Source organism: Rhizobium sp. CF080 (genome assembly GCF_000282095.2).
In the GTDB taxonomy this organism is placed as follows: domain Bacteria; phylum Pseudomonadota; class Alphaproteobacteria; order Rhizobiales; family Rhizobiaceae; genus Neorhizobium.
Window position 1 is genome coordinate 1,137,503 of record NZ_AKKC02000004.1, and the last position, 25,979, is coordinate 1,163,481.

General features: G+C 59.4%; 21 protein-coding genes and 2 pseudogenes. 10 read left to right on the forward strand and 13 right to left on the reverse strand.

Annotation, left to right across the window (positions count from 1 at the left end; genetic code table 11):
* Positions 1-2 precede the first annotated feature (2 nt).
* From PMI07_RS12310 to PMI07_RS12350, 9 genes are all read left to right on the forward strand, one after another.
* Complete coding sequence (locus PMI07_RS12310) at positions 3-833, forward strand: ABC transporter permease (RefSeq protein ID WP_007758426.1); 831 nt, start codon at positions 3-5, stop codon at positions 831-833.
* A complete protein-coding gene (locus PMI07_RS12315) occupies positions 830-2,458 on the forward strand; it encodes an ABC transporter ATP-binding protein (protein WP_007758425.1) in 1,629 nt (542 codons plus the stop codon). Before PMI07_RS12310 ends, PMI07_RS12315 begins: the two co-directional genes overlap by 4 nt.
* Before the next feature lie 67 nt (positions 2,459-2,525).
* Positions 2,526-3,947: an amidase gene (locus PMI07_RS12320; protein ID WP_007758424.1), complete on the forward strand. Its 1,422-nt coding sequence runs from the start codon at positions 2,526-2,528 to the stop codon at positions 3,945-3,947.
* 281 nt (positions 3,948-4,228) lie between these two features.
* Positions 4,229-5,725 (forward strand): S8 family serine peptidase, encoded by a 1,497-nt coding sequence (locus PMI07_RS12325; RefSeq protein ID WP_197032490.1) that lies wholly within the window; start codon positions 4,229-4,231, stop codon positions 5,723-5,725.
* 7 nt (positions 5,726-5,732) lie between these two features.
* The gene (locus PMI07_RS12330) at positions 5,733-5,978 is read left to right on the forward strand and encodes a hypothetical protein (protein WP_007758422.1); all 246 of its coding nucleotides are present in this window, start codon (positions 5,733-5,735) and stop codon (positions 5,976-5,978) included.
* Positions 5,979-6,191: 213 nt separating this feature from the next.
* Positions 6,192-7,781: a tyrosinase family protein gene (locus PMI07_RS12335; RefSeq protein WP_007758421.1), complete on the forward strand. Its 1,590-nt coding sequence runs from the start codon at positions 6,192-6,194 to the stop codon at positions 7,779-7,781.
* Between the two features lies 1 nt (position 7,782).
* Positions 7,783-8,559 carry a DUF2182 domain-containing protein gene (locus tag PMI07_RS12340; RefSeq protein WP_007768790.1) on the forward strand — a complete coding sequence of 259 codons (777 nt, stop codon included), beginning with the start codon at positions 7,783-7,785 and terminating at the stop codon, positions 8,557-8,559.
* Positions 8,560-8,718: 159 nt separating this feature from the next.
* Entirely contained in the window at positions 8,719-9,147 is a 429-nt protein-coding gene (locus PMI07_RS12345) for a hypothetical protein (RefSeq protein WP_245277130.1), read from the forward strand.
* Positions 9,148-9,218: 71 nt separating this feature from the next.
* Complete coding sequence (locus PMI07_RS12350) at positions 9,219-11,240, forward strand: multicopper oxidase domain-containing protein (protein WP_007768783.1); 2,022 nt, start codon at positions 9,219-9,221, stop codon at positions 11,238-11,240.
* Positions 11,241-11,586: 346 nt separating this feature from the next.
* Here PMI07_RS12350 and PMI07_RS12355 read toward each other — a convergent pair.
* The 13 genes and pseudogenes from PMI07_RS12355 to PMI07_RS12415 form a co-directional block, all read right to left on the reverse strand.
* Positions 11,587-11,925: pseudogene (locus PMI07_RS12355) on the reverse strand (IS30 family transposase); the annotation flags it as partial.
* An 86-nt stretch (positions 11,926-12,011) separates the two neighbouring features.
* Positions 12,012-12,155: pseudogene (locus PMI07_RS35315) on the reverse strand (ISNCY family transposase); the annotation flags it as partial.
* 326 nt (positions 12,156-12,481) lie between these two features.
* Positions 12,482-13,369: a ribokinase gene (locus PMI07_RS12360; RefSeq protein ID WP_007768773.1), complete on the reverse strand. Its 888-nt coding sequence runs from the start codon at positions 13,367-13,369 to the stop codon at positions 12,482-12,484.
* Entirely contained in the window at positions 13,366-14,241 is an 876-nt protein-coding gene (locus PMI07_RS12365) for a MurR/RpiR family transcriptional regulator (protein WP_007768770.1), read from the reverse strand. Before PMI07_RS12365 ends, PMI07_RS12360 begins: the two co-directional genes overlap by 4 nt.
* Complete coding sequence (locus tag PMI07_RS12370) at positions 14,238-15,218, reverse strand: ABC transporter permease (protein WP_007768768.1); 981 nt, start codon at positions 15,216-15,218, stop codon at positions 14,238-14,240. Before PMI07_RS12370 ends, PMI07_RS12365 begins: the two co-directional genes overlap by 4 nt.
* Positions 15,219-15,243: 25 nt before the next feature.
* Positions 15,244-16,761: a sugar ABC transporter ATP-binding protein gene (locus PMI07_RS12375; RefSeq protein ID WP_037086714.1), complete on the reverse strand. Its 1,518-nt coding sequence runs from the start codon at positions 16,759-16,761 to the stop codon at positions 15,244-15,246.
* Positions 16,762-16,814: 53 nt separating this feature from the next.
* Complete coding sequence (locus tag PMI07_RS12380) at positions 16,815-17,879, reverse strand: substrate-binding domain-containing protein (RefSeq protein WP_007764808.1); 1,065 nt, start codon at positions 17,877-17,879, stop codon at positions 16,815-16,817.
* Between the two features lie 57 nt (positions 17,880-17,936).
* Positions 17,937-18,920 carry a sugar phosphate isomerase/epimerase family protein gene (locus PMI07_RS12385; RefSeq protein WP_037086231.1) on the reverse strand — a complete coding sequence of 328 codons (984 nt, stop codon included), beginning with the start codon at positions 18,918-18,920 and terminating at the stop codon, positions 17,937-17,939.
* Between the two features lie 146 nt (positions 18,921-19,066).
* A protein-coding gene (locus PMI07_RS34005) for an IS5 family transposase (protein ID WP_155956368.1) occupies positions 19,067-19,821 on the reverse strand; the annotation gives its coding sequence in 2 pieces (ribosomal slippage) (positions 19,067-19,488 and positions 19,488-19,821; 756 coding nt in all).
* A gap of 257 nt (positions 19,822-20,078) precedes the next feature.
* On the reverse strand, positions 20,079-20,738 hold the full coding sequence (locus tag PMI07_RS12400; protein ID WP_007774719.1) for a DUF3313 domain-containing protein: 660 nt from the start codon (positions 20,736-20,738) through the stop codon (positions 20,079-20,081).
* Between the two features lie 123 nt (positions 20,739-20,861).
* Positions 20,862-22,229 carry an ATP-binding protein gene (locus PMI07_RS12405; RefSeq protein WP_007774721.1) on the reverse strand — a complete coding sequence of 456 codons (1,368 nt, stop codon included), beginning with the start codon at positions 22,227-22,229 and terminating at the stop codon, positions 20,862-20,864.
* Entirely contained in the window at positions 22,226-22,960 is a 735-nt protein-coding gene (locus PMI07_RS12410; RefSeq protein ID WP_007774723.1) for a response regulator transcription factor, read from the reverse strand. The genes PMI07_RS12405 and PMI07_RS12410 overlap by 4 nt, the downstream gene beginning before the upstream one ends.
* A 265-nt stretch (positions 22,961-23,225) precedes the next feature.
* The gene (locus tag PMI07_RS12415) at positions 23,226-24,185 is read right to left on the reverse strand and encodes a 2-hydroxyacid dehydrogenase (protein WP_007774725.1); all 960 of its coding nucleotides are present in this window, start codon (positions 24,183-24,185) and stop codon (positions 23,226-23,228) included.
* 315 nt (positions 24,186-24,500) lie between these two features.
* On the opposite strand from PMI07_RS12415, the gene PMI07_RS12420 reads away from it, so the two are divergent.
* Positions 24,501-25,979 carry an MmgE/PrpD family protein gene (locus tag PMI07_RS12420; protein WP_007774728.1) on the forward strand — a complete coding sequence of 493 codons (1,479 nt, stop codon included), beginning with the start codon at positions 24,501-24,503 and terminating at the stop codon, positions 25,977-25,979.

Here is a 25,979-nt window from a genome sequence, read left to right on the forward strand (position 1 = left end):
CGATGAACGACAGCCTTCGAACATTCCTTCGCCACCCTGCGGGCACGGTCGGCTTGGCCATTCTCGCCGTCGTCTGCGTTGCGGCGGCTCTTGCCCCGATCCTTTATCCAGGCTCGCCCTGGGACATGGTCGGCGCGCCCCTGCGGGGACCGGGAACCCTGGGTTCGTTTCTCGGCACCGACACGATGGGGCGCGACATCGCCTCCGGCGTCATGCATGGCGCACGTGTGTCGCTGATGATCGGTATCGCCTCCACTCTCGCGGCGCTCCTGGTGGGCGTGACGCTGGGCGCCATTGCCGGCTTTGCCGGCGAGACCATTGATTTGCTGATCGTGCGGTTCATCGAGATCTTCCAGACGATCCCGAATTTCGTCCTGGCCATTCTCCTGGTCGCGATCCTGACGCCCTCGATCTGGACGATCATCCTTGCCATCGGCCTGGTGAGCTGGCCGCCGCTGGCGCGACTGACCCGTATCCAGGTGAAGAGCATCGCCGCGCGCGAATTTGTCCAGGCCGCGCGCTGCCAGGGGCAGGGCTCTCTCTCGATCCTTCTGCGCCACGTCATTCCGAACGCAATCTCGCCGATCATCGTCACTGGCTCGATGACGGTGGCATCTGCGATCCTGATCGAAGCCGCTCTGAGCTTCATGGGCCTGGGGGATCCCAACTACATGTCCTGGGGATACATGATCGGCGCGGGACGGACGGTCATCCGCCAGGCATGGTGGGCGAGCGTCTTCCCGGGGTTGGCGATCCTGCTCACCGCCGTTGCTATCAATCTCATCGGCGAAGCGCTCAACGACGCCCTCAATCCGAAGATCTCCCGCTCATGACGCTGCTGTCCGTACAGAATCTGTCCATTGTCCTGCCGGTGGGGGCCGACCGGTCGCACGCCGTCTCGAATGTCAGCTTCGATGTCGATGAAAACCAGATCGTCTGCCTGGTCGGTGAATCCGGTTCCGGAAAGTCGATGATTGCCCATGCGCTCCTGGGCCTCCTGCCGGCCGGGATAGAGGTCGATGCCGGTGCGCTGATGTTCCAGGGCATGGACCTGGCACGGCTGACGCCCGCACAGAAACGGGCCGTGCGCGGCGATCGGATCTCGATGATATTCCAGGAGCCGCTGACGGCTCTCAACCCGCTGAAGCGCGTCGGAGAACAGGTCGCCGAAGCCGTTCGCATCCACGCCGGCCCGATGCCGGCGAAAGCAGTGGTAGCGAAGGTGGAGGAACTGTTCGAGCAGGTCGGCCTGCCCGATCCGCCGCGCCTGCGCCGCGCCTATCCCTTCCAGCTTTCGGGCGGGCAGCGGCAGCGGGTGATGATCGCGATGGCGCTCTGCAACAATCCCAAGCTGCTGATCGCGGACGAGCCGACGACGGCGCTCGACGTGACGACGCAACGCCAGATCCTCGACCTCATCAAGAGCCTGCAGAAGACCCACGACATGGGTGTGCTGTTCATCACCCACGATATCGGCGTGGTCGCCGACATCGCGGACAAGGTGGTCGTCCTGCAGAAGGGCGGCATTGTTGAAAGCGGCGAGGCGAAAACTGTGCTGACGCAGCCCACCCAGCCCTATACCCGCATGCTGCTGGACGCCGTTCCGGGGCGCGGGGCCTTCCGGAAGGTCGGTCGATCGACCACGCCGGTGCTCGAGGTGCGCGGATTGCAGAAGCGTTTCGTCACGCGGCAGGGGCTCTTTGCAAAGCCGCGTGAGGTGGTTGCCGCGCGCGACGTCAGCTGTCAGCTGGCGCCCGGAGACACGCTGGCGGTGGTCGGAGAAAGCGGTTCGGGCAAATCGACGTTGGCTCGCATCCTGCTCAGGCTGGTCGAGCCCGATGCTGGCGAGATCCTGTGGCATGGGGCGTCCGTGCGGGACATGAACCGCAAGGATCTCCGGAATTTTCGACGCAAGGTGCAGATCGTCTTTCAGGATCCCTATTCCTCGCTCGACCCGCGCCTGAAGGTGGGCGAAAGCATCTGCCGGGGACCGATGGCGTTCGGAACGAGCCGGATAGAGGCAAAACGCCTCGCGGACCGATGGCTCGAGCGCGTCGGGCTCGGCCCGCAAGCCTTCGACCGCTTCCCGCACGAATTCTCCGGCGGGCAGCGGCAGCGAATCTGCATCGCGCGGGCGCTGGCACTGCAGCCGGAAATCCTGATCGCCGACGAAGCGGTTTCCGCCCTCGACGTATCCATCCAGGCGCAGGTGCTCGACCTGCTCAACGACCTGAAGGTCGAGATGGGCCTTGCGATGATTTTCATCACCCACGACCTGCGCGTCGCTCGGGAGATCGCCGACCGCGTGCTGGTCATGCGGCAGGGGCAGATCGAAGAGGAACGGCCGACGGAGGAGCTCTTTGAATCGCCCCGGAGCGACTACACGAAGCGGCTTCTGGACGCCGTGCCGGGCCGCTCGTTCTTTGCCGCCCGCGCCGGGCTCGGAGTGCCGGCATGACCGGAAAGAATGACGCGCAGATTATGACCAATGACGATCGACAATGATGACAGACGGGAGACAGAACGTGAGCACTGAACTCTGGCAATGGACCGCCGCAGAACTTGCTGCCGCCATTTCGACAGGCCGCATCAGTTCGGTCGAGGCGACTGAGAGTGCTATTGCGCGCATGGATGCCGTCAACCCGGCCATCAACGCGGTGGTCGATACCATGCCGGACGTCGCGCTTGCCGAAGCCAGGTCCGCCGACGAGGCCTTACGGAAACATGGACCGCACGGGCCGCTGCATGGTGTGCCGATGACCGTCAAAGTGAATGTCGACTATCAGGGGCGCGCGACGACCAACGGGGTCGTCGCCAACAAGCACCACAGGGCGGAGAGCGATTCCTCTACCGTTGCCGCTTTGCGGGCGGGCGGGCTGCCGATCTTCGGTCGCACCAATACGCCCGCCTATTCCATGCGCGCCTTCACAAGCAACGACCTGCATGGCGCGACCCTCAATCCGCATGATCCGGCGATCACCTGTGGCGGCTCGTCCGGCGGCGCCGGATCCGCGGTTGCGGCCGGCATCGGCGCGATCGCGCATGGCAACGACATCGGCGGCTCGGTCCGCCATCCCGCCTATTGCTGCGGCGTCTATGGTCTTCGCCCGACGTCGGGTCTGGTTCCGCAGACGAGCCTGTCCATGCCTGAGCGCAAGATCGTCTCGCAACTCATGGCGGTTCAGGGCGCTCTGGCCCGTTCGGTCGAGGATCTGCGGCTGGCGATGCAGGTCATGAGCCGGCCGGACCCGAACGATATCTGGCAGGTGCCGGCGGGAGATATCTTCGGGCCTATGTCGCACAGGCCTTGCAAGGTCGCTGTAGTAGCCGAGACCGATGAGAGCCCAGTCGATCCGGAAGTCGCCGCGGCCATCCGCCAGGCGGCCGACATGCTGGCCGACGCGGGATACGAGGTTGCCGAGGTGCCGGCACCGTCGTTCCGGGAACTCGTCGACCATTGGCGCCTCATCCTCGGCAACGAGATGCGCGGCGGGCTCGGGCTGCTTATGGAGGCTCATGGCGACTGGAAGATGAAGAGGATGTTGCGGGTCCAACTCGAGGGCGTGCCGGTGATCGATACCCGCGACGGCATGCTGGATGCGATCGCGCATCGTTCCCGCCTGGTGCGCAAATGGCAGCTTTTCCTGGAGAGCTGGCCGCTGGTGCTGACCGCCGTCAGCTGGGCAAAACCGATGGTTGATGATCTCGACGTCGCCGACGATCTTGACATCGAATGGTTCTACCAAGTTTGCGCGCCTTACATGGGCACGCCGACGATCGGTCTGCCGGGGCTGACGGTGCCGGTAGGCACCGTGCCCGGCAAGCCGATGGGCGTTCAGCTGCTGGCGACGCGCTTCGGTGATCGCCGGCTGATCGCAGCAGGTGCCGTCCTCGAACGCGCTATCGGTCGAATTGTACCAGTGGATCCCATCGCGGCCTCGGTGTGAGCATTAGCCGGCCGCGCGGGGGCGTGACTCAGACCCGTTGCGGCGAGGGGATCTGCGTCCGCACCTGCGCTGCAGGACGACCGTAGATGGGAAGCGTTGAACTGGCCGACATCGGCTGAACGCCTCACAGGTGACGGCATTGCTTAACTGTCTTTCGCTGGACGCGAGCGAACTGTTCTGATATCACCACCTATCAGGGTATTACTATTCATTGTTGATCGTAAAGAGCGCGTCGAGGATGTGGCGGACGCGCGATGCCGATTGTCTTGGGGGGCAGATCAATGCTGAAGCAATATATTGTTCTTCCTGCACATGGGTTTAAGTCACAGACGCTGGCTCAGGCCGCGTCCCTTCGCTCGGCTATTCCACTGGCAGCGGCCGTCGGGGGCGAGGCTCCTGCGACGCGGGTTGCAATCGGCAAGGTCGATGTCATCGATTCCGTCAGTGTCGATGGACCGAAACTCGTTGAGATGACGCCCGAGACGGAGCTTGAACTGAGGCTCGAGGAGCCCTCGCTCAAAATCGTTCCTGTCGTTACCTACGAGAAAATGCGGGTGGTATACGAGATAAAGCGAGACGCCGCGGCGGCCGTGTTTGCCGCTGCCGTTCAGGGGAGCGTCCTGAGGGTGGAAGATTTGGGAGGCAATCCCCTCGCTGATGCGCGCGTCATCGCCTTCACGAATTTCCGCACGAGAGCTGGCGATGAGGGCAGGACCGACGCGAGTGGCAACGTTCGCCTGCGCATTGCGCCCGGCACAACCCTGGAACGGGTCTATGTCTATGGGCCTCCCCACTACTGGGGTCGCTTCGAGCGGAACTTCACGCTTGCAGGCGGAGCCAGCCTGCAGCTGGAGCAGATCGACCTCACGCAGAACCTTCTGGCGCTCCGTCGGTTCAGAGGCGATCTGCCGTTGACAGCTGGCGACGGCGTTGTGGTCGGCATTGTCGACAGCGGCATCGATCCAAACCATCCGCTATTACCCAACGTGTCAGGCGGAGCCAACATGGTCCTCGATGAAACGAAGGATGACCCAGGGCAGGTTTCCGATTGGGGGCCCGCAGCTGTCGACGGAGAACATGGGACCCACGTCGCGGGCATTGTCGGAGCACGGCCGGCCGGCGGCATCGATCTTGCCGGGGTCGCGCCAGGTGTGACATTGAGAAGCTACCGGGTGTTTCCTCACAGCGGTGGCGGAGCCACGAACTATGACATCATGAACGCGATCGACAGAGCTGTTCAGGATGGCTGCCATGTCATTAATCTTAGCCTGGGCGGCGGAACCGAGGATGAAGCGGTGCGGGCTGCGATCGGGTCGGCCTTGGATAGCGGAGTTCTGGTCGTCGCCGCAGCCGGCAATGATGGCCGAAAGCCCGTGAGCTACCCAGCTGCATTGCCTTTTTGCGTGGCGGTATCGGCTGCGGGCTGGACGGGTTCCTTTCCAACGCCTTCATCGGAAAGCAGCGATATCGCCAAGCCGCATGGGTCCGACCAGACCTTCCTGGGTGCGTTCTCGAATTTCGGGCCGCAGATAGATCTAACCGGTCCAGGCGTCGGGGTCGTTTCTACCCTCCCGGGGGGCACGTTCGGTGCCATGAGCGGAACCTCGATGGCTAGCCCCGCGTTAGCTGGCTTCGCAGCCTATCTTTTGGCCGCGGACGCGACTATATTAGGCCTGACAGGTGCGGGCAAAAGTACCGCTCTGAGAGACAAGCTGTTCGGATCTGCGAGGCCCCTTGGCTTTGGCCGGGACTACGAAGGCTTCGGGCTTCCAGGTTAGGAGGACCATGAGCGATATAGTGATGCACCAGGTAATTTTGCGGAAGGAAAACGCAGCTGCGCCATCTTCAAGCGAGACCGCCGAGAGAGTCGGTCGCGCTGGCGCCGTTGTTGTTGACGAGAAGGCTTCCTCGTTACTGGTGGAAGGTGACGAAGAAACCATTCGCTCCGCCACGCAAGGATTGACCGGATGGAAGACGATTCCGATGAAGCGTTATTCCGTACCTGATACCAGAAAGAAAATCGGCTGGTAACCTACCGGCTTCTCTTTTGGAAATGGTTGATCCGGTGACGATCTGGTTGCCGGAGTGTTTATTTTTTTGCCAGTATTACTAAGCGCTAGTCCAGAATTTCTTTAAGAAGTATTCTCGATTGATAGACTAGCACTTGCGCTACCTTCAGCTTTAAGTATATTGACGTGCAGCTTTAGGCTGCGCCTGAGCGATGGTGTCGATCGAGGGTAGGTCATGTCATTCGTTCGCCGAAACGTCTGGAAACTGCCGCCAAATGACGAAACCCTGCTGTGGTACAGCCGGGCGATAGGTAAGCTTCAGGAGCGGGACCTTTCTGACCCCACCAGCTGGTGGTCACTCGCGGCCATGCACGGTATCGACGAAGAAGTCTGGCGGGAGTTTGGTTACATCCCTGAAGGAACACCGTTGCCGAACAGCCAGCAGCTGCGAGCCCTTTGGAATCAATGCCAGCATCTCACATGGTTTTTCCTACCCTGGCATCGCGGTTATCTGGCCGCTTTCGAGGCCATCCTCCGTGACGAAATCGTCAGGCTACATGGACCGAGCGACTGGGCGCTGCCTTACTGGGATTATTCCGGCGACATCCAAAGCTTGCAACTGCCTCGATCGTTCGCACAGCCTCAGTGGCCGGACGGAAGTCAAAACTTCCTGCATGTGACCCGCAGGTATGGATCCGCCCAGGTTCCTGACGTTCAGACGCCGCTGGTCCTCGATCGAAGGGTGGTGCCGATTGGTCCGGCGCTCGGCGAGAGGTTCTTCGAAGGTTCGCCCGGGGAAGGGCCTGCCGGGTTTGGCGGTGTCAAGACCGCCTTCTGGCATGGCGATGAAGGCGAAAGTAAGTTTGGCGGCCTGGAACAACAACCCCATGGACCAGTGCATGTCTGGGTGGGTGGAGGTTTCAAAGGCAACGGGCTCAGCCAGGATCGGTTCGACCTCGGTCTCATGACCAATCCGGATACAGCAGCACTGGACCCGATTTTCTGGTTGCACCATGCGAATATCGACCGTTTGTGGAAAGTGTGGTCGCGGCAGGTACGCCGACCGAACGACGGGGACGACGTCTTTGCCGATCCGACCGATCCCGATTGGCTGAACGGGCCGAGAGACCGGCAGTTCATAATGCCGGCAGTTGATGGTACTCTTTATACGTTCACACCGCGTGACGTTTTGGATACCGAAGCGCCGAAACTCGGATATCTGTACGATGATGACACGCGGGTTGCGGAGGCGACAGACCGGGTAGCAGTCCGTTTCGAAAGACTAGGTGTTTCGCCTCAAGTCGCATCCCAGCTTTCAGGGGGCCTTCAAATGGCACCGCCAAAATCGCCGTCCCTCGTGGGCGCAAACAGCTCGGTCGTCCGCCTCAACAGCGATGTCGTTGAGGCCAGGGTCAAATTGGACAGCGGCGAAAAGCAAAGGCTTTCGCAAACACTCTCCGTAAGCCCCGGCATTGCGCGCGAGCCGGACCGGGTCTTTCTCAACCTGGAAAATGTGAAAAGCCCGAGCGACGCGGCGATATTCTATGTTTACGTCGGTCTCCCCGACGGGGTCGATCCTGTGGACGACACGGAACATCTAGCCGGTTCATTCTCCATGTTCGGTGTGAGCAAGGCCAGCAACCCCGCCACCTCCTCTGGCAATGGCGTCACGGCCTCCTTCGACATCACGAGTATCATCGACGCCCAGCACGCGGCTTCGGGCCTGGAAGACGAGCTATCGGTAAAGTTGGTGGCTGCTGTGCCAGGAGCCACCAGCGAGGATATCTCCATAGGACGCATAAGCATCTATCGGCAGGAACAGTGAGATGCGGGCGGCCACCGTCGCCTGGCTCGCACTATCGCGACAGCCACGCCCGATTCTCATTCTGACGGTGGCCGGCTGGATTCTCATGGCCAGTTCGGCGGTTGTTCCCGCAATCCCCGACTTCTGCCTGTCGACCACGACTTTTGGACAACAAGTCGCCGTAAGGGCGGAAGCGGGTTTGGCATCGATGGACCTCGTTCTTGCCGCAGGCTCGTGGCTGGCAATGCTCGTCGCAATGATGTCACCCCTGATATCAGCGCCTTTGCTGCACGTTTGGCGACAAAGCCTGGGTCGCCGCCGGTGGCGCGCCATGGGGCTATTCCTATGCGCCTACGTGTTCGTCTGGATGGTGGCCGGCGGGCTCCTGATCTCAGTCGCGGTGCTGGTGCAAGCCCTGGTGTTCGAGATCGGCGTCGCTCCAATCGTGGTCGCGGCTCTCATAACACTGTCGTGGCAAGTCACCCCATGGAAACAATTTTCCCTCAACCGCTGCCACAGACGGCCAACCCTGGCCGCTTTCGGGCTTGATGCCGAACTGGACGATCTGCGCTTTGGCTTCGTGCGTGCCTTCTGGTGTATCGGCACATGCTGGGCATTCATGCTTTGCGCACTTCTCAGCAACGGCTTGCTTCAGTGGGGCGTCATGGCAGCTGTCATGTCGGTTTCTCTATTTGAGCGCATCCGTGAACCACGACAACCTAGCTGGTTCTCCGCCTTGGGCCGGCCTTTGCTGAGCATTCCTCGAGGTCACCTGCCGATCCATCGAGGCGCGTCATGATCGTCAGCACTCCCGTCTGTGATGCGCTAGATCTTCTGGATGTGTCTGGCCCTCACGAAGTGGGACGTCGCGCGCAACCTGTGCCTCCGTGTCCGAGTACTCCGCAGGAGCCGCCGCAATGCATGTTTGATTTCAGCCGAAAAGCAATGTGAGAGGTGGATGATGACAATATCCGAACTTGTAGGAGAATGGACCTATCGCAGCTTCCGCAACGACCCGGATCCAGTCGATGGTGATCCTCAAAAGGCGCTCGATCTCTTCTTCGCGGAAGCCGAGTTTCGTTTTGAAGCGGTAACCGACACCGAGTTTAAAGGCGTTATCGACTGGGGGAGTGGTGGCCTGGACATGGCTGGCCGATTGCTGCCCGGTTCGCCTGATACCCCCGTGGCCTTCTCCATTGTCGGGACGGGCCGGCAGGGGAGCCAGACCGAGGGCTGGCAGTATGATTACAACGGTTGCGTAGCCCATCGCTGGCCAAATGGCACAAATCAGATCGCTTCGCTCGTCGGTACGGTGATCAGAGCAAAGCCGCATAATGGCGCGCCGGCTGGTTACACTGCGTCGTTCATTGCCGTTAAACGACCCTGAGCGACGAAAACCAACCAAAGTCCCACCGGTAAGGAAGCGGCCGGTTTCACTGTAAAAATTGGGGGCACCAAATGCGAAAGCAGAACGTTGATATCGCAGGAATCTTGGCCGTGGCGGCTTTGATCTGGCCCATCGCGCAGGATGCGGCGATGGCTCAAGATGTGGTTCGGGCCGTGGATAATCCGCGAGTCCTGCAACCGTCATCGGAACCGCGTTCAAAAGTCTTGATGAACACGCTCGAGCCGGCCGCAGGGCCTGCACGCGAAAAACTGTTGGATCTCAATATTGTCTACACGGCGAGCAAGCTCTTCAATCCAGCAACGAATAGCTACGATAAGGTCAAGCTGAGGAGCTACAACGGCACAGACGTTAGCCCGGACGTTCCTTATGTGTCTCCAACGATTGAGGCCGCGCCGGGGCACACGATCCGGATCAATCTCAACAATCAGCTTCCGGGCGAGGCGAGTTGCACAAGCGGCGGTGCTCATCCGAACGAGCCGCATTGCTTCAATGGCACTAACCTCCACGCGCACGGCCTTTGGATCAACCCCGCCGGCAATGGCGACAATGTGCTTCTGTCGATCAATCCGGGCGTGGGCTTCCAATACGAATACAACATTCCAAGCGACCATCCCGCCGGTACATACTGGTATCACACGCACCGGCACGGCTCGACAGCTCTGCAGGTTTCAAGCGGCATGGCGGGCGCCTTGATTATCCGTGGTGACCGGCTTCCGACACACGGTCGGAGCGGCGATCTGGACGTGCTGTTGAAGCCCTTGCGTGAGCGCGTGCAGGTCTTTCAGCAGATCCAGTATGCTTGTTACGAGCCAGGCAGTCGAATCCCGAAGACAAACCCAGACGGAACCTACCGTTGCGACGAGGGCGATACCGGCGAGATCGAGGACTATGCAATTTTCGGTCCGGGAGAGTGGCTCGCGTCGGGACGATACACCTCAGTCAACGGCGCGGTGCTACCGACGTTTCGCACGTCACAAGGTGAAGTGGAACGATGGAGACTAATCCACGCGGGCGTCCGCGATACAATCGCTTTGAAGTTCGTGAAAATGGCCAATGTAACGGCCTTGCCGCAAAAGCTCGATCGCGCTGCGGCCGAAAAATTCATCCACGAATCTTGCATTGGGGCGACTGTGCCTTTTCATCTGGTTGCCGCCGACGGTCTTACGATGGCGGCAGCGCAGAAGGTGGATGTCGCAACGCTTCAGCCCGGATATCGTTTCGACGGATTGGTTGCGTTTCCGGAGAGCGGAACCTATTGCGTGATCAATGCCGCCGCTACCAGAGCTGGCTCCGTCAATGGTCTCGGGCCACCGGAACGGCTTATCGGAACGGTGGAAGTTGCGCCTGGACAGCCCTTCACCGACATCGATCGTCACTTGGTGGACACACTTTCCGCTGCAGCGACAGAGGAGATGCCGACGATCGCTGCAGCCGTCACCGCCGACCTAAACGATGGCTTGAAATTGAGCAAGTTCACGCCTCATCCGGACATTGCTGACAGCGAGGTGACGGGTCAACAGGAACTGACGTTCCAGATTGATACGAGCGGCAACCCTCCGGTATTCGGTGTATCCAACAGCTTGAACCCCGCTGAGAGACAGCCTTACGACCCTGATCGTCTCGACCGCAAGCTAGCGCTTGGTGCTGTCGAGGAATGGACTTTACAGTCGCGGCTGGCTAGTCACCCTTTCCATATCCATGTCAACCCTTTCCAAATCATCTCCATCATCGATCCCAACGGCAAGGATGTGAGCGCCTCAGATGCGATCGACAACTATAGTCCGACCGGTACCGGAGTTGAAGATCCACAGTATCGGGGGCTCAAGAACGTGTGGAAGGATACGCTTTGGATCAAAAGTCTCGCGACTCCCGGCAGCGCCGTAGGCATGTATCGGATAAAAATCCGCACCAGGTACCAACGCTATATCGGAGCCTTTGTACTTCACTGCCACATTCTCGATCACGAGGACCAGGGAATGATGCAGAACATCGCGATTGTTCTTCCGGATGGCAACGTCAACACCCTCAATTCACCTCAGGCTGTCAACGGTCAGCAAGCCCATCGGCATTGAAACCTAAAGCCTGACCGTGCAGATTTGTTCTGCTGGCTGGGTTTGGCGTATGATGGAAAGCCTGTTTGCTCTTGGTGCAGCTGCAGGGCACACCAGCGCGGTCGCGACGAAGGGTGCGTGCGGTCTGCGCCTGACTGATCTTTTTCTCATGCATCCGCGCAATCACGCGACTTGGAGGACCTAAAGCATGTCGCATCTATTCGGCCTCATAGCCTGCCGCTTTGAAGAAGTTTCGGCATTCTGCGACTGAGAAGAGGCTGATGATATCGCCGAGCGCCTGTGTGAGTTCATGCTGAACCGCGACTTGCGGGGCTGCCCAAGCTAAACCGGCCTGTCTCATCTGGGCGAGCAATTTTTTGCGAAAGACTTCGGCTGGCGTTCGATAGCCAAGACATCTGCGCGGTGTCGCATTGAGCCGATTGCAGATCTCGATCAGATCGGCGTCTGTGACCGACAGTGGATCGACCTCTCTCGAAAGCCATTTCCGTACCCTGCCGTTGGTGTTCTCGACCGTGCTTTTCTGCCAGGGTGATTGTGGATCGCAGAACCACGTTTGGGTGCCGATGCGGGCCTGGAGATACGGCCAGTCGGTGAACTCCGTCCCGCGGTCGAAGGTGATCGAACGGCGGGAAAGATGGGGCAGGGACTGCAGGGCTTGTATGAGGCCGTCCATAACAGGCCGGGTGCCGATCATTGTTCATGGCTCACCGAGATAGGATGAGGTTCCAGCCGCATTCGGCAGGAGATCTTCTGTGGTGACCAGCCGTGCACGATCCGCTCCCGCAGACGACGCACCTGGCGCTCACTTAGATCGAGCACATGCGTCGCCGACACCATCGTCATCCGGCCGGCAATCACCTTCGACAAAATTTCGATCCGCTGCAGATCGCGCTCGCTCATCGCAATCAGTCCCATCCGCAATCTCCCACGCCATCAAAACGCGGGGAGTGTGCCATTCCAACTTTGCAGAAACAGGACACTTCAACTTTGCGGCTACATACAATTATCGCATAAGATAGCTTATGGAACTAGAACATTCTTAAAAGATCCCGATGTTACTATCAACATCCATCCCATCGACGCTCAGGTAGTTCGAATGGGAGTAAATCGCTCCAGGCTTCGCGCCGTCGCTCTTGCCTTCGAACAGCGACGGGCCGGTGAGCCGGTTGGTGGGGCCCAGAAGCCAGCGGACGAGCGCTTCGCCAATCGCTACTAGGAATGTTCAACGGGACTTCACCCGTCTAGTGCCTATCTTCTTCCGGAGTGGAAACAAGCTTGGCGGCTGCTTCATTGGCATTGGTGATCGCTGTGGTCATCGACGATCCGGTGGCGATTTCCGCAGCCAGTACGCCGATGAACTCGTCGCCGGCGCCATGCGTACTGGCAACTGTGATCTTGATTGCTGCCAGAGTAAATTCGTCGCCGCCGGAGTTTGCATATGCAACGCCCGCTCCGCCGGCCGTAACGATGACGTCGGGATACGAGCGCGCGAGAATACGGGCGGCGGCGAGCGCATCCTCGAGCGTCTCCACGGGAGGTACTGCAGCTAACATCTCGGCCTCGACACCATTGACGACAAGGATATCGACCAACTCCGCCAACTCCGCCGAAAGCCGCCTTGCCGGGGCCGCATTGAGAAGAACACGCCCTCCAATCTGCCTGGCAGCGTTTGCCGCGGCAACGTTGGCGGCGTCGGGGACTTCGTTCTGAAGCACAAGAACCTTCGTTTCAGCCAGCACCTCCCGTGCGGCCTCTATATCGGTACCGCCGAGTGTCAGGTTGCTGCCGGACACGATCACCGCACCGTAGTCGCCATCCGCATCGAAAATCGCCACGCTCATTCCAGTCGGCAGCGATGAGTTGCGACGCACGAAGCGATGGTCGACATTCTTGCGCTGCAGGTTGTCCAGCAGAAAATGGCCGAAATCGTCATCCGCCACCGCGCCGATCATGGCCGTCGCAACACCGGTCCGCGCCGAAGAAACAGCCTGATTACCCCCCTTCCCGCCACTTTTCGGATGCCAGGAAGTGCCGGTCACGGTTTCCCCCTTGCGCGGCCGTGCGGGACCACTCACGGCGATGTCGTAGTGAAGGCTGCCGAACACGGCAACAAGCGGGGGTGATGTCATGTGACTTTGTCTTTTCGTTTCGATGTGACTGCGGACATGGTGCGGTCGAGATTTCGCTCCGCAGCTTCATAGTCGCGCTGTGCGACCGCCACGAAGATGGCATCGAGAATATTCAGCTGCGCAATCCGCGCCGCCGCGTTTTCTCCCATCAGCGGGGAGCCTTGTGCCGTCGAGCAGAGGACCACATCGGCTGCGTTGGCAAGCGCCGAGGAGTTATAGTTGGTGATGGCAATGGTCCTGGCGCCGTTCCGCCGTGCCAACTGGATACCTTCGATGACCGCCGTCGTATTGCCGGAATGCGAAAAGCCGATGGCTATATCGTTGTCCGAAAGAAGCGCTGCCGACATCAGCATCATGTGGGAATCATCGAACACGCTGGCGCGAACGCCGATACGTAGAAATTTGTGAGCGACATCCCGGGCAATTTGCGCAGACCCACCGACGCCATAGAAATCCCGCTGCTTGGCGCGATGGATCAGGTCCGCGGCGCGGTCGAACGCTTGCAGGTCGATAATCGCAAGTGTTTCTTCCAACGCATGGATCGATGTGCGGAATACTTTCTGGACGATTTCCTGAGAGGTATCATCGACGGACAGTTCCTGATGCATCTCAGACGTCGGCTGGCGATTATATTGGCTGACGGCGCCCCGAAAGTCCCTGAAACCCGTGAAGCCGAGTTTTTTGGTTATCTTCACCACCATCGCCTCCGAAACCCCGGCGTCGTTGGCGATCTCCTTGAGTGATGTCTTGTCGCTGAAACTGCGCAGCGCAAAAACCGTATCTACAACTTTTGCCTCGAGTGGTGTCAGCAGCGGCATCATCATTCTGATGCGTGGCCCAACAGCCTTCATGTCGAAGCTTTCGGAATTCATTCTCGTCCCCTCGTTGCGCGATCGATCATCATTGCCACGAGGATTATAAGGCCGGTTGCCAGCAGTTGATAGAACGCTTGCACGTTCATCAACGTCAACCCGTTTCGCATCGTGCCCAGAATGATCGCGCCGAGGATCGTACCGACGACGCTCCCCTTTCCTCCCATCAGGGAGGCCCCGCCGATCGCTGCTGCCGCAATTGCGTCAAGTTCCCAAAGATTGCCGAGAATAGGCTCGGCGGCACCGAGGCGACCGATCAGAATCAACGATGCCAACGCTGCGAGAGCGCCGGATATGACGTAGGCGGTTATCTTGGTGCGGGCGATCGGTACGCCCGCGACATAGGCAGCCTCTTCATTGCCGCCCACGGCCAGTAGATATTCGCCGATTGGCGTCTTCTTCAACAGGACCCAGGTAATAACGGCGACCACGGCAACGATTACGACCGGGATCGGAATGCCGGCAATAGTCCCGTTGAACAGGGACCGAAATCCGGCGGGAATGCCCAGGACGGGGTTGCCGCCGGTGTAAATCAGCGCGACTGCCCTGTAGGTGCTGAGCGTACCAAGCGTTACGATGAAAGGCTGGAGCCCCACATAGGCGACGAGCACGCCATTGATAAATCCACACACGACACCGACTCCGAGACCCGCCAGAATTGCCAGCGGCACCGGTATTCCGGAGACAAGGAGCGTCGCGGTCATGACCGCCGATATCGCAGCCGTCGGACCCACGGAAAGGTCGATGCCGCCGGAAATGATCACCAACGTCATGCCAAGCGCCAAGCACGCATTGATGCTCGACTGCTGCAGGATGTTGATCAAATTTCTCTCCGAGAGGAAACCAGGCACCAGGGTTGCAAAGAATGCGACAATGATGACGAGACCGATCAGTGTCCCGGCGTCGCGAAAGGAAAACGAAAATCGGCCGAAGCCGGATTCGGCTTTCGCAGTGTTGGCGGCGGGTGATTCAATCATGACGGGATCCTATGTCTGTTAAGGCTCACGAGGCCGCAGCCGCGATTCGGTCTACACCGGGAATGGCGTGCGCAACGATGGCACCTTCGGTGAGATCCGTGCGTGCGATCTCCGCTGCCAGCCGGCCATCCCGCATGACCAGGACGCGGTCGGACAGGCGGATGACTTCAGGCAGTTCGGATGAGACCACTATGATGGAATGTCCGTCCGCGGCAAGCGCCTCGATCAGGTGATAGATTTCTGCTTTGGCACCCACGTCGATGCCGCGCGTCGGTTCGTCGAAGAGAAGGATCTGCGATTTGGCAGCCAGCCAGCGCGCGATGATCGCCTTCTGTTGGTTACCCCCGCTGAACAGGCGGATGGGCCGATCGAGCTGGAAGGGCCGCAGGTTGACGCGCCGCAGCAGATCCTGGGCCGTGTCGCGCAACCTGGATTTGCGGATAACGCCGCCCTTGGCAAAGCTGCCGAGCGAGGCGAGCGCCATGTTGTTGGTTACCGACCTGCCGGGAACGATACCCTCGCGCTTCCGTTCCTCGGGTACGAGACCGATGCCGATCGAGATGGCGGCGCGGGGATTGACGAGATCGACCGTTTTTCCATCGACTGCAATCGTCCCGGCCGAAAGCCGATCTACCCCGGCCAAAAGCCGAAGCAGTTCCGTTCGCCCGGATCCGACGAGACCGGCAATGCCCAGAACCTCGCCCTTGTGCAGACGAAAGGAAACGTCTCGTATCTTGGTGGCGGACGAGAGGTTGTTCGCCTCGAGTTTCACGGTGTTCGTGGCATGCGAAACGTGATCTTCCTGAAGGAGCGCGCGTCCCACCATCATGGTGATGACGTCATGATGCGACACGCTGGAGAGGTCCACGTTGCCCACAAGCCTGCCGTCGCGCATGACGCTGGCGCGCTGGCAGATCTTGAACACTTCGTCCATCTTATGCGACACATAGATGATCGCAACGCCGCTCGCCGACAATTGCGAGATGACCTCGGCCAGACGGTCGAATTCACTGGGCGTCAGGCTGGAAGTCGGCTCGTCCATGGCGATGATCTTGGCGCGATCGAGAAGCGCACGGGCGATCTCCACGATTTGGCGTTGCGCCACCTTAAGCGAAGAAATCGGCGCCGAGGGATCGATCCCCGGATCGATCATTGCAAGAGCTTCAGCGGCGCGGCGCTCCTGTTCGCGGCGGGCCACGAGCACGCCCCCAAGGCTCGTCAACGGGTGTCCAAGGAACATGTTCTGGGCCACGCTGAGATGGCGAACCTGTTGAAGTTCCTGATGGATCATTGCGATGCCGGCAGCCCGCGAATCCATCGGAGTGCGGAACGAAACCGGCTCGCCATCCACGAATATCGAGCCGGAGGTCGGCTTGAACACACCCGAGAGAATGCGCAACAACGTGGATTTCCCTGCACCATTCTCGCCGAGCAGGCCGTGAATCTCGCCCGGCATGACGTCAAAAGAGACATCCGAAAGCGCGCGCACGCCCGGAAACGATTTGACCATCGCTTCGAACCGAAGTCTTGGGGCATTTGTCATAGCGTCCTCCCAGGCATGAAGGATGCCGGCCAGCAGGGCCGACATCCGGCTGCTCACTTTGCGGCTGCGGCATCTTCCATCAACACGGCGCGCAGCTTAGAACCAGCACCCTGGTAGCGGGCAATGTTGTCGGAGGTAATCAGAGCCTGAGGGGTGGCAACGACGCGCGGCAGCTTCTGCCCCGCAACCAGACGCAAGGCCGTGTCCATGGCGACTTCGCCAGTCAGGACAGGGAAGCTGTCGACGGTACCGGTCAGGTCGCCAGCCTTGATGGATGCATAGGCGTCGGAAATGCCATCGGTCCCGAATACCGCGACTTTTCCTTGTAGGCCCGCAGCCTTTACCGCTTCGACAATGCCGAGCGCCATGCCATCGTTATTGGCATAGAAGCCGATCAGATCCGGGTGCCGTTGCAGAATGTTGGCTGCAGCGTCGTATGACATCTGTCGGTCCCAGTTGCCGGGTACGCTGGCGACGACCTGGAATTTTCCGGAAGCACCGATCGTCGTCTTAAACCCATCCGTGCGCTGCACCGCTGCATAAACACCGGCCTGACCTTCCACGATGGCGACCTTGCCACCCCGCGGACGATGTTCGATAAACCATTTGGCCACCCGGACGCCGTTGTCACGCTGGACGTTGCCGACATAGTGCTCGGCTTGCGGAATCACCGCATCGTTGACGTTGACGACGGGTATCTTGGAGGCCTTGGCCTGCTCCATCACCGGCTGCAGGTTGGCATCCGTCTGCGGCGAAACGAGCAGCACGTCATAGCCCTGGGTAATCAGACCTTCGGCAATCGTCAGCTGACCGAGTTGATCGCCTTCGCTCTGCGCCGCTTGGTACACAACAGGAATCTTGAGTTTCGATGCGAAGGACTTGTAGCCCTCGCCGAGCGAACGCCAATATTCGTTGGTCAACGTCTTCGAAACCGCACCGGCCTTGGTGCCATCCGGCAGCTTTGGCAGCGGCCCGAACTTCGCCTCGACCTGCGACCAGTCGATCCGGTCCTTTTCTGTGTCCGAATTGAGCGGAGCAAGCGCCTGGGCAAAGGCCGTTCCAAAGAACAGCGCCGTGGCCAGGCTGGTCGAAATCGTCGTCCTCAGAAATCTCTTCATAAGTTCCTCCCTAAGATTGAGTGGACGGGCTGCAAGGCCCGCAGGTGTAGTGTGCGTTCAGGCGCCCAGCATCAGTTCCTGGACGACGGACTGCGCGGAAACGGCATCCTGGAGATCGATCGCGCCAGAAAGCCGGTTGTCCTGCTCGAGGCGATCCACGATCGTCAGCATCCGCTTGACGGTCTGGATGTTCACCTCGCATTCGTGCACCGGATCGAGCCCGGTCATATCCGGAAATGTGTCAAAGTAGATCGCGCCATCGTAACCATCCTTGCGGATCTGGCGCAGCAGTTCGATAGTTTGCTGCGCATGGACCGAACCGACCATGAGACCGTCGTCGCGCTTCGCATAACCATCGTTGAGATGAACGCCGAGAACACGGCTATATCGCGCGATCAGCGCCGCGGCGAAGGCCGGCTGCTCATCGGCATAAAGCACGTGGGCGAAGTCAAGCGTAACGCCGAGATTCGGCATGCCGACTTCACGGATCGCCAAAAGGGTCGTGGCGCAGTCTGGCATTAGGCTGTAGGATCGAGGTTCGTTCGGCTTGTATTCGATACTGATCTGGCACTGCGGATCATGCTCGCAAACTTCACGAATGCCGTCTATTTCGTGTTGCCACAATTTCGCATAGTCCGCCTGAAAAGCGTAGTCGAAACCATCCTGGCCGAGCCAGACAGTCATCAGGCTGGTCCCTGCTTCACGGGCAGCATCGATGCCCTTTTTCGTAAGGTCGATTGCCTCGCGCCGAACAGCCGGATCAGGATTTGTGAACGCACCGATCTTGAACGCGGGATTGGTGTAGTATCGCATTGCAAAGCCGTTGATAGAAAGCCCAGCATCCTGAATCTGACGTGCAAGTTCACGCGGGTTGCCCGAGCCATGATCCGGGTAATTCAGATCAAGATCCGTCAGGCCGTCAACCTTGGCGGCGCGTGCCACCATCTGCATCACGCTCGGCTTTCCCGTCAAATTTGGCCATTCGGCCTGGGGCTTCGACGCAAATGAGTTAAGGCGGGTAGCAAACTTTAATTGGGGCAAGTCACTGAGCTCACATCTAAGGGTCTTCCCTAAACATCACACATTTATGATTATCAGTAAAGTTATGAAATGTTGTGCGGTGCAAAATTCCGTTCATCTTCTTGGGATAGCTCTACTCTGGCGGCTTAGGCTCAGGACTCGTTAAATCACATCCAGAAGATGACGGCTGCAGCGATGCATATGCTTGAGAAATAGGTGTGTGCGCAGCGGTCGTATCTGGTGTGAATCCGCCTCCAGTCCTTGAGCCTGCCGAACATGTTTTCGATCTTGTGGCGCTTTTTGTAGAGCGTCGGATCATGTGGGATGACGCTCTTGCGGTTTGCCCGAGATGGAATGCAGGCCGTGATCTTGCGTGCGGCCAAGGCGTCTCGAAACCAGTCGGCGTCATAGCCCTTGTCGGCCAATAGGGTCTTGGCCTTGGGAAAGGCGGCGAGCATTTTCGCTGCCCCTTTGTAGTCGCTCATCTGCCCTTCGCTCAGAAGCAGGATGAGCGGTCGACCATGACCATCGCAGACGGCATGCAGCTTGGAGTTCAATCCACCTTTGGTGCGTCCGATACGTCGGGGAACATCCCCTTTTTTAGCAGACTGGCTGCGGTGCGGTGGGCTTTCAAGTGGGTCGCGTCGATCATCAACTGCTCGGGCCTGCCGCGTCTAGCGGTCAGTTCGGCCAAAATCCGGTTGAACACGCCGAGCCTGCTCCAGCGGATGAAGCGGTTGTAGATCGTCTTGTGCGGGCCATATTCCTTGGGCGCGTCGCGCCACCGTAGCCCGTTGGGTAAAACGAAAATAATGCCGCTCAAAATCAGTCGATCGTCAACGCGCGGAATACCGTGGGACAGCGGGAAGTACGGCTCGATCCGACGCATCTGCGCCTCCGACAACAACAGCAAATCACTCATCGCAGGGCTCCTTTCGATCCGAATGAATCAAAGCCACCGCGACGCTGCAAGCTATTTAATGGCTCCTGAGCCTAGATGGTCTCCGCTTGCTACCTGTTTCGTGTGCGCTTTTCCTGGAAAATTGGGCGCCTGGTCGGAGTGGTGGCGACCGGGAGAGGCGCCAAATCGAAAGCAGGTCGCCGTTAAGATGATTCGCTGGGAAATGGGCCGACCCACGGGCCGGAAGGCACGGGCCAGCGGATCATCGCCGCCACTAACTACCGCAGTTGCACCAAGAGGGCGTCTGCGCCCTTATCTATAGCGACCTTCGAAGCTTGCAGAGCACCGAAGCTGGCGCCGATATTCATCGCGTTCGGATATTGCTTGGTGACGTATGCGGACAGCAGCCGATTGCTCGGCGCATCGTAGATCTCTACGGCGTAGATGACCGAGCCCGTCATGGAACCTTCCTTGTCGCGGGCCGCTTGAACGGCGTTGTAGATGCCGCCTCCGACGTCAAGATGCGAGAAAGGGCCAAGGACGGGGGTCGTCGTCCTGGCTCCCGTCAAGGTCAAGTGGACCCGCAAGGTGCCGGGAACTGGTGTGCCGACCGTGGAAAAACGGGTTCTGAGCTTCTGCGTGAATTGGGACTGCATGTAACTTGCCAGAGCGCTCTTGTCCTGTTCGCTTGCCTCGCCGAACTGGTTGTCCTGGCCCCGGTACACGGAGACCGGATCGACGATGATCGTGTCGTACTGCTTCCAATCCACATCGCTTCGATAGCGGTAAGGAACGCGGCCACTGCGATCTCCGGGGTTCGGCTGGAGGTGCGACGCCGAGGCCAGACCGGCATAGACAATGGGATCGGCGGTAGCGCAGCCGGCGAGTGTCGAGCAGGCAAGTACAAGGGGAATGCTGGCTCGGGAAATGATCTTCAATGTTCTGGCTCCAGCCTTGAGGAACGCCGGGAGGCGAATGTGGCTGGAACGAGTGATACCTGACCGTCAGATTGCTGTGTTTTCGATAATGTTGCGAGATGTTCGCACCCGCATTGCCCGGTGTCACGACTTCACGGCATCTAAATCTGGTGCAATGACTGGTGTCGATTTCACTGACGGTAGCTGGATTTCCACGATGAGCCCGTTTGGCTTCCGATCGAGTAGCCTGAGAACACCTTTATGCCCCGTTGCGACGATGCCTTGAGCAATCGAGAGCCCAAGCCCGAAGCCGCCGCTCTTGGCGCCAGTCTGCCTGGACTCATCCACCTTGAAAAACGGCTCCAACACTTTGTCTTTGAGGTCATCCGGCAGGCCAGGGCCATCGTCGGAGACGGTGATGGTGATGCCACCCTGTTGGTGCTTCGACAGTTGGATTTCGATGTGTTGCGCGAACCGCGACGCGTTGTCGACCAGATTGGTAATCGCTCGTGTCAAGCCTTGCGGCATACATATGTAGGTCAGCCGCCTGGGACCGACAAAGCTGACATTGACACCGGTATCTGCGAAGTCGCTCGATATCGTTTGAAGCAAGCTGGACAGATCAACTTTGCGGAGCGGTTCTCGTTTATTGTCAAGGAAGCCCAGGCTCGCGTCGATCAGTGAGGACAACGTGCTGACGTCGGCCAGCAGGAGTTCCTTCAGCTCCGGCTCACTTGACCTCTCAATACGCATCCGCAACCTGGTGAGCGGCGTTCGCAGATCATGGCTGATGGCTCGAAGCACGCTGGTGCGATCGCGCAGCATTGTCTGGATCCGGCTTTGCATGACATTGAGAGAGGCGGCCAGACTGCTGATTTCGGAGGCTCCCTCTGCCTTGAAGGGCTCCTCGGAATGGTCGTCCATGCTCACCCGCCTTGCGGCAACTGCAAAACGAACCAGAGGTTCGGTGATCAGCCAACTGCCAACATAGGCAAGCAATACGAGAGGAATGACAATTTTCAGGATACCGCTCGCGACGGCCGGAGCAAGCCAGACACTGCTCGGAAACCGGGGCATCTGAAACGAAAGCGCGCGGCTGTCATCGACTTTGACAATCAACACGGACGGCATGTCGGAAATACGGACGGCATTCCTCAGCGCTGTCCATATTCCGTCGTTGATGAGATCTCGTACTCTTGAAAGGATTTCGTTGGTCGGCACTCCTGGCTGATACGCCACGGATGCCTGAGCAGGAGCACCCCGTTGCACTGAAACGCCCAGTCGCTCGGCAAAGCGAAGCGCCTCATCTTCTTCCTGAATCGTCCGGCTGCGTCCGAATTGTTCAAGGACTGTTTCCAGACGCCCGGCGAAGAGGCCGATTTCGATCCCTTTGTCATGTCTTCCATAAATGAAGGGTTCAGACACGGCGGCGACAGCAGACACCAACACGACCAGTAAAATTGCAAGGAAAAAGAGTTGCTTGCGGATCGAGGCGGTGCGTAGGCCGCTCATGGCTGACGTTCGACCTTGGATGCGAACAGATAGCCGCCAAGACGCACCGTCTTGATGAAGGTCGGGTCCTTGAGATTGGGCTCGATCTTCTGTCTTACGCGGCTGATATGCGCATCGACGCTCCGCTCAACGGGGCCGGCTGAACCCGCGTGAGTCATAGCCAGCAGCTGTTCGCGCGTCAGCACTTTATTGGGATGGCAACAAAACGCCCACAGCAGATCAAACTCTGCCGTCGTCATCGACACCTGAGCGCCGTCAGCGTCGAACAACTGACGGCTTCGCGGGTCGATCCTCCATCCCGAGAAGGTCATCGGCTTGAGCTCGACCTCTGGTTCACTATGATCAGAGGCCCTTCGAAGGATGTTTTTGATACGGGCTATCAGCTCGCGCGAATTGAACGGCTTGGTTACATAGTCGTCCGCGCCCAGCTCCAGCCCGAGGATGCGATCGATATCTTCCCGCAATGCCGTCAGCATCAGGATCGGCGTCTTTCCGGAAGATCGCAGCCGCCTGCAAATGCTGAAGCCATCCTCGCCGGGCAGCATTCCGTCGAGCAGGATCAGATCAAATCCATGCCGGGCGAGAATCCTGTCCATCTCGATCCCGTTCGTTACCGAAGCCGCCTGAAACCCGTTACCTTTGACAAGATCGACCAGCATCCCCGCAATATCGGCGTCGTCTTCGACGATCAGAATACGGGGTTGTGGCGGTACCGCCATTTCTTGTGCCATGATGTGTCTTGAATTCCGCCGACCACAATATCGCTATTCTAGCTTTATCCGATCTCGTGCAAACCTTTATTCGAAAATGTTGCAAGATGTTGCAACACTTTCTTTCAGGCGGTGCCGCGTCCGTTGTTCCGCTGGCTGTATTGCGTCCAATCGCCATCCGTCTCAGCCAGCTGTCTTGAGATGCCGGTTCCATCTTATCTCGATTGCCGGACCGCCATTGCACGGGGTTACATCTGGAGTCAAACCGAGGGGGCCAAGGGCCAAGCTAAAAAACCGGCGAGATGAGCGGTTTGCCGGAGAAATGGGCCGTCAGGTTGGCGACAACCATATCGCCTACGGCGGCCCGCGTTTCCTCCGTCCGGCTGCCTTGGTGAGGTGAAAGGACGACATTGTCGAGATCGAGAAGCGCTTCGGGCACGGCCGGCTCCTTGTCGAACACGTCGAGCGCCGCGCCGCCGAGCTGCTTCGACACCAGCATGTCGACCAGCGCGTCCTGATCGACCATGTTGCCACGGGCCATGTTGACGAGCACGCCTTTGGGGCCGAGCGCCTCCAGGACTTCGCGGGAGATGATTCCGGTCGTCGATGCATTGCCGGGGGCGATCACCACCAGCCAGTCGGAGGCGCGCGCCATGGCGACGACGCTTTCGAAATAGGGATAGGGCGCACCCTTCTGCTCAGCGCGGCCGTGATAGACGACGTGCATCTTCAAAGCGATGGCAAGATTGGCAATCTCCTTGCCGATGCGGCCAAGACCGAGGATGCCGAGCGTCTTTCCCTTCAGTTCCGACCAATTGCCGAAAGCCCCATCCAGCCATTTGCCGTCGCGAATGAAACGGTCGCCCTGCGGGATGCGGCGCGACAGCGCGATCATCATGCCGATCGTCAACTCCGCCACGGCGTCGGTCAGGACGCCCGGCGTGTTGGTGAGGCGGATGTTGCGCGCCTTGACGGCGGCGGCATCGACGGAATCGTAGCCGACGCCCGATACCGCGATGATCTCCAGCTTCGGCAGCTTTTCGAGAAGAGCAGCGGACACCTTGCCGCCGGCAATGCCGCGGATTTCAGGCCCGACTTCCCGCAGCAGCGCTTCCGGGTCGGTGGCTGTGGCGAGGTTATGAACCGTGAACTGCTGCTTCAACGCATCGACGCAGCTTTTCACCTGGGGCTGGGTAATCAGGATATGGGTCGAAATGGTCTGCCTCCCGCCATGCGGCCGCTTCAAGGACAAGATGTCCTATTGCTAAAACGAGGCTGTCATCTGCGTCCAATATAAACAGGCAGCAGACTTATTCGATATTCGCAATGATGGGCGACGGGCCGCTGCCAAGCGAAAATGCCGGAAAGCTGGGCCTGAGCACTTCATGTCGATCAGATATATTTAAATCAGCGAATAATTTACCGGGGCATTGATATTGGACACACTCAGTTTCCGCCGGTACCTCTTTCCATCGCAACCTACATGATATTCGAGAGCGCGGCTTGTCGGTCAAGTAGCCGGACCGCCTTTTCGAACGGACAGCGACGAAAAGGGAGTAGCATGTCGACAGAAGATAACATCATCTATCGCGACGCGATCGCAGAGCTCTTGGGCAAGTTCACCGCTTCCGTCTCGACGGATCTGAGCGATGCGACACGCCATGCGGCAAAGCGGGCTTTAAGCGATTCCATCGCCGTGGCACTGGGCGCCTTCGACCATCCGGCCTCTCATATCGCCCGCAAATATGTCTCGCAGTTCGCCAATCCGAACGGTAGCGTCATCTGGGGTACGTCGATGCGGGTCAACCCGGATCTGGCAGCCCTCGTCAACGGTTCGCTGCTGCGCTGTTACGATTACAACGACTTCTTCGTTGGCCAGAAGAACAGCGGCCATCCGAGCGACATGGTCGCCGGCGTGATCGCCGCGGCCGAATGGGTCAACGCTTCGGGTGAAGAACTGCTGGGCGCGCTGGCTGTCGGCTATGAAGTCGTGGCCGCCGTGTTCGACGCGTTTTCGACCGCTCCCGGTGGCTGGGACTACACCAACCTGACACAGATCGGCGCCTGCGCCGCAATCGCCCGCGTCATCGGCCTCGATGCAACCCAGGCCCGCGAAGCTTTCGGCATGACCGTCACCTCGCATTTCGCCAGCGACGAGGTCGAGTCCTGCGAGCTCAACCGCCGCGGCGACCTGACGCTATGGAAGCGGTTCAACGGCAGCGATTCCGTGCGCAACGCGCTGCAGGCCTGCCTGCTCGCCAAGGCCGGCGTCGAAAGCGTCGTGCGCCCGTTCACGGGCAATAACGGCTTCGTCGTCAAGCTGGCCAACAAACATGACCCGCTGCCGATCCTGCAGAAGCTGCTCGGCGACGACGTCAAGCTGTCGCGCATCGCCGACACCTATATGAAGCTCTGGCCGGTCGGCTCCGTCGGCCTCAGCGCCATCCGCGCGGCACTCGAAGCTCGTGCCAAGATCTCCGACCTGTCGAAGATCAAGGAAGTCCGCGTGTTCTCCGAAGAAGGCGCCTACGACCACCTGGTCGCCATCCGCCAGGATCCGTACCATCCGATCTCGCGCGAAACCGCCGACCACTCGATGCCCTACATCGTCGGCGCTGCGGTTCTCGACGGTTATATCCAGGTCGACAGCTTCGACCTCGAAAAGGTGCTTGCACCGGACCGCCAGAAATTCATCGCCGAGAAGGTGAAGTGCGTGCCAGCACCCGAACTCGGCACCATCGCCGGCGGCAAGCTTGCCCGCGCGGCGGCCGGTTACCTGTCGCGCGTCGAGATCGAGATTGCCGACGGTACCGTCGTACATGGCGAAGCCCTGCCCTTCCCCGGCCATCCCAAGGCTCCATTCACGGATGCCGAGATTGCCGACAAGGTTGCTGCCAACGCCCTGCCGTTTGCCGGCAAGGAGATCACCGACAAGATCGTCGCAACGCTGGCCCGCTTCGAGACGCTGGCGAACGTGCGCGAGTTCACCGATATTCTCACCTTCGACTGGAAATCCCAGAAAGTGAGTGCGGCGGCCTGA

Bases quoted from the DNA above. Each gene is read 5' to 3' on its own strand.
- PMI07_RS12310 (WP_007758426.1), top strand. From the start codon at position 3: ATGAACGACAGCCTTCGAACATTCCTTCGCCACCCTGCGGGCACGGTC.
- PMI07_RS12315 (WP_007758425.1), top strand. From the start codon at position 830: ATGACGCTGCTGTCCGTACAGAATCTGTCCATTGTCCTGCCGGTGGGG.
- PMI07_RS12325 (WP_197032490.1), top strand. From the start codon at position 4,229: ATGCTGAAGCAATATATTGTTCTTCCTGCACATGGGTTTAAGTCACAG.
- PMI07_RS12330 (WP_007758422.1), top strand. From the start codon at position 5,733: ATGAGCGATATAGTGATGCACCAGGTAATTTTGCGGAAGGAAAACGCA.
- PMI07_RS12335 (WP_007758421.1), top strand. From the start codon at position 6,192: ATGTCATTCGTTCGCCGAAACGTCTGGAAACTGCCGCCAAATGACGAA.
- PMI07_RS12340 (WP_007768790.1), top strand. From the start codon at position 7,783: ATGCGGGCGGCCACCGTCGCCTGGCTCGCACTATCGCGACAGCCACGC.
- PMI07_RS12345 (WP_245277130.1), top strand. From the start codon at position 8,719: ATGATGACAATATCCGAACTTGTAGGAGAATGGACCTATCGCAGCTTC.
- PMI07_RS12350 (WP_007768783.1), top strand. From the start codon at position 9,219: ATGCGAAAGCAGAACGTTGATATCGCAGGAATCTTGGCCGTGGCGGCT.
- PMI07_RS12360 (WP_007768773.1), bottom strand. From the start codon at position 13,369: ATGACATCACCCCCGCTTGTTGCCGTGTTCGGCAGCCTTCACTACGAC.
- PMI07_RS12365 (WP_007768770.1), bottom strand. From the start codon at position 14,241: ATGAATTCCGAAAGCTTCGACATGAAGGCTGTTGGGCCACGCATCAGA.
- PMI07_RS12370 (WP_007768768.1), bottom strand. From the start codon at position 15,218: ATGATTGAATCACCCGCCGCCAACACTGCGAAAGCCGAATCCGGCTTC.
- PMI07_RS12375 (WP_037086714.1), bottom strand. From the start codon at position 16,761: ATGACAAATGCCCCAAGACTTCGGTTCGAAGCGATGGTCAAATCGTTT.
- PMI07_RS12380 (WP_007764808.1), bottom strand. From the start codon at position 17,879: ATGAAGAGATTTCTGAGGACGACGATTTCGACCAGCCTGGCCACGGCG.
- PMI07_RS12405 (WP_007774721.1), bottom strand. From the start codon at position 22,229: ATGAGCGGCCTACGCACCGCCTCGATCCGCAAGCAACTCTTTTTCCTT.
- PMI07_RS12410 (WP_007774723.1), bottom strand. From the start codon at position 22,960: ATGGCACAAGAAATGGCGGTACCGCCACAACCCCGTATTCTGATCGTC.
- PMI07_RS12420 (WP_007774728.1), top strand. From the start codon at position 24,501: ATGTCGACAGAAGATAACATCATCTATCGCGACGCGATCGCAGAGCTC.